General features: G+C 71.9%; 4 protein-coding genes. All 4 read right to left on the minus strand.

Translation table 11 applies throughout. From position 1 onward, the window contains the following. Positions 1-37: 37 nt before the first annotated feature. The gene (gene pnuC / locus BFF77_RS25710; RefSeq protein WP_066954032.1) at positions 38-694 is read right to left on the minus strand and encodes a nicotinamide riboside transporter PnuC; all 657 of its coding nucleotides are present in this window, start codon (positions 692-694) and stop codon (positions 38-40) included. A gap of 129 nt (positions 695-823) precedes the next feature. Next, entirely contained in the window at positions 824-2,077 is a 1,254-nt protein-coding gene (locus tag BFF77_RS25715; protein WP_066954035.1) for a pseudouridine synthase, read from the minus strand. Then, positions 2,077-2,643 (minus strand): SMC-Scp complex subunit ScpB, encoded by a 567-nt coding sequence (gene scpB, locus BFF77_RS25720; RefSeq protein WP_382866600.1) that lies wholly within the window; start codon positions 2,641-2,643, stop codon positions 2,077-2,079. The genes BFF77_RS25715 and scpB overlap by 1 nt, the downstream gene beginning before the upstream one ends. Positions 2,644-2,708: 65 nt before the next feature. Then, positions 2,709-3,743, minus strand: a 1,035-nt coding sequence (locus tag BFF77_RS25725) for a segregation and condensation protein A (RefSeq protein ID WP_425424429.1), incomplete at its 5' end; no start/stop codon positions are given.

Here is a 3,743-nt window from a genome sequence, read left to right on the forward strand (position 1 = left end):
GGGACCTCGTGGCGGTACCGGCCCGTCCCGCGCGCGCTCATACGGCGGTCGCCTCCGCCGCCGGCCGGACCGGTACCGCCACGAGGTCCCTGGACCAGTTGCGCAGCCCGGCCACGCACAGGGCGAGGAAGCCGGCGTAGAGCAGCGAGGTCGGATAAAGGCCCTTGTGCGCGTAGAGCGGGATGTAGACGAGATCCGCCGCGATCCACAGCCACCACGACTCCAGCCGCTTGCGGCACTGCCCGTAGGTCGCCATCAGCGAGAGCGCCGTGGTCAGGGCGTCCCAGAAGGGCACGGTCGAATCCGTGGCCCGGCCGAGCAGCAGCGTCAGTCCGAGTGTCCCCACCACCCCCGCCGCGAGAAGCCGGCTCCATTCGGTACGGGTCGTGCGCCGCACCGGCAGGGACGAGCCTGGTCCACCCCCGTGGGTCCAGGTCCACCAGCCGTACGCGGCGAGGGTGATGAAGACGACCTGCAGCCCCGCGTCGGCGTACAGGCCCGCCTGGGTGAACAGCAGGACGAAGAAGACGTTGTTGGCGATTCCCGTCGGCCAGTTGGCGATGTGCTGGCGGGCCACGAGCCACACGCAGAGCGCACCGCTGCCGAAGCCGAGGACCTCGGTCCAGCTGACCGGCGTGTCCAGGACGGTCAGCAGCGGACGCTGCAGGGGATCGAGGATGTCCGCGAGACGCACACCGGCCTCCTTAATGGTCATGTTGACTATAAAGGCGAACCGGCGTGCCCCACAAGGGAAAAAGCCCGCGGCCTGACGGCCACGGGCTTTTCCTCGGGCCGGCCGGGTTCTTCCGGCCGGCCGCTGCGGCTACAGTCCGACTTCCTTCATCAGCATGCCGACCTCGGTGTTGGTGAGCCTGCGCAGCCAGCCGGACTTCTGGTCGCCCAGCGGGATCGGCCCGAAGGACGTCCGTACGAGCCGCTCCACCGGGAACCCGGCCTCGGCGAGCATCCGCCGGACGATGTGCTTGCGGCCCTCGTGGAGGGTGACCTCCACCAGGTAGTTCTTGCCGGTGTTCTCGACGACACGGAAGTGGTCGGCCTTGGCGTAGCCGTCCTCCAACTGGATGCCGTCCTTGAGGCGCTTGCCCAGATCGCGCGGCAGCGGGCCCTGGATCGCGGCCAGATAGATCTTCTTGACGCCGTACTTGGGGTGGGTCAGCCGGTGCGCCAGCTCACCGTGGTTGGTGAGCAGGATGATGCCCTCGGTCTCCGTGTCGAGCCGGCCGACGTGGAACAGCCGGGTCTCGCGGTTGGTGACGTAGTCGCCGAGGGACTGACGGCCGTCCGGGTCCTCCATGGTGGAGACGACACCGGCCGGCTTGTTCAGCGCGAAGAAGAGGTACGACTGGGTCGCGACCGTCAGTCCGTCGACCTTGATCTCGTCCTTCTCCGGGTCGACGCGCATGCCCTGCTCCAGGACGATCTCGCCGTTGACCTCGACACGGGCCTGCTCGATCAGCTCCTCGCAGGCGCGACGCGAGCCCATGCCGGCGCGGGCCAGGATCTTCTGGAGCCGCTCGCCCTCCTGCTCGGCACCGGGGAAGGTCTTGGGCGTCTTGACCGCGGCCCGCTCCGCGTACCGGTCGCGGTTGCGCTGCTCGATCTTGGCGTCCAGCTCACGGGGGCGGGCGGAGGCACCGCGGCGCGGGCCGCCACGGGCGCCGCCGTTCTGCGCGGGCCGGGGAGCGCCCTTGGCGCCGCCACGGGCCGCCGCGCCCCGGGCACCGCCGCCCTGGCGGGAGCCGCCGTCCGTCTCGCCGGAGCGGCCGGAACCACCGGAGCCGGAGCCGGAACCCGGGCCGGAACGGCGCGCGCCGCCGGGCGCGCCGGACGCGCCGGAACCGCCCGTCGGGCCCGAGCGGCCGACATCGTAACGGCGCTCCTCGGGGCGCGGGCGCGACGGCCGCTTCTGCTGGTCGTCCCGGCCACCGCCGCCGGCGCTCCGGCCGCTGCCGGCACCCCGGCCGCCCCGGTCGTCCCGGCTGTTCCGGTTGCCGCCGCCGCCCCCGCCTCCGCTGTTCCTGTTGCCGCTTCCGCTGTTCCTGCCACTGCTTCGCATCAAAGTTCCGTCTTGTCGTCTGCGTCGGTATCCGGTGCGTCCGGATCGAACGACGGAACACCTTCCTGGCTCTCGGCCTCGATCGCGTCCGCCTCGGGGAGGAAGGGCGCGAGCTCCGGAAGTTCGTCCAGGCCCCGCAGGCCCATCCGCTCCAAAAAGTAGTTCGTCGTCCTGTACAGGATCGCACCTGTTTCGGGTTCCGCGCCCGCCTCCTCGACCAGCCCGCGCTGGAGCAGCGTGCGCATGACGCCGTCGCAGTTGACTCCCCGTACCGCGGAGACCCGGGAACGGCTCACGGGCTGGCGGTAGGCGACGACCGCGAGCGTCTCCAGCGCGGCCTGGGTGAGCCGGGCCTGCTGGCCGTCGAGCACGAAGCCCTCGACGGCCTCCGCGTACTCGGGCCGGGTGTAGAACCGCCAGCCGCCCGCGATCAGCCGCAGCTCGAAGCCCCGGCGCTGGACGGTGTACTCGTCCGCGAGTTCCCGCAGCGCGTCGGCGACGGCCCGCCGGGGGCGGTCGAGGACCTTGGCGAGGTGCTCCTCGGTGGCGGGCTCGTCGACGACCATGAGGACCGCCTCCAGGGCGGGCTTGAGATCCAGTTCCGCGACGGTACGTGACTGCTGCTGCTCGCTCACACCTTCTCCTCGCTGTCCTCGGCGGTACGGTCCTGGTCCCCGCGGCCGTCGCCGCCGGCCGATGCGCGGTCCTCGGCGGTTCGGTCGGCCGCGGCTCGGTCCTCGGCGGCTCGGTCGAATTCGTCGGTCACGGCCGGCTCCGCGTCGCCGTCCCCGCCCGTCCAGCGGACCATGAGCCGGCCGAGAGCCTCCTCCTGGTCCAGGGAGACGGCCCGCTCCCGGTACAGCTCCAGCAGGGCCAGGAAGCGCGCCACGACGGTGAGGGTGTCGGCGGCGTCCTCGGTGAGCGCCCCGAAGCTGGCCTCCCCGCGCTCCCGCAGCAGCGCGACCACGATCCCCGCCTGCTCCCGCACGGAGACCAGGGGCGCGTGGATGTGGTCGACGTACACCTGCGGCCTGGGCTTCGGCTGCATCGCCTTCACGGCGAGCGCGGCGAAGCCCTCGGGCCCGATCCTGATCACGACCTCAGGGAGCAGCGCGGCGTGGTGGGGCTCCAGTCCGACGGTACGGGGGTAGCGCCGCGCCTCGGCGTCCAGGCGCCCGGTGAAGATCTCGGCGACCTGTTTGTACGCGCGGTACTGGAGCAGCCGGGCGAAGAGCAGGTCGCGTGCCTCCAGCAGCGCGAGATCCGCCTCGTCCTCCACCTCGGCGGCGGGCAGCAGCCGGGCCGCCTTCAGATCCAGCAGTGTGGCGGCGACCACGAGGAACTCGGTGGTCTGGTCCAGGTCCCAGTCGGGGCCCATGGCCCGGATGTGCGCCATGAACTCGTCGGTCACCTTCGACAGCGCGACCTCGGTCACATCCATCCTGTGCTTCGAGATGAGCTGGAGCAGCAGATCGAAGGGTCCCTCGAAGTTCGCCAGCCGTACGGTGAACCGCCCGTCGTCGGCCTCGGACTCACCGTCGGGCGCGGTGGCGGACTCACCGGCGGGCCCGGCAGCCGCCACGGGGGCATCCGGCGTCCCGCTGCCCGGCGTGCCCGGTGGCCCGTCCGCCCGGTCCGGTTCGGGCCCGTCCGCCCGGTCCGGTTC

Origin of the sequence: Streptomyces lushanensis (genome assembly GCF_001700515.1) — a bacterium.
Classification (GTDB): domain Bacteria; phylum Actinomycetota; class Actinomycetes; order Streptomycetales; family Streptomycetaceae; genus Streptomyces; species Streptomyces lushanensis.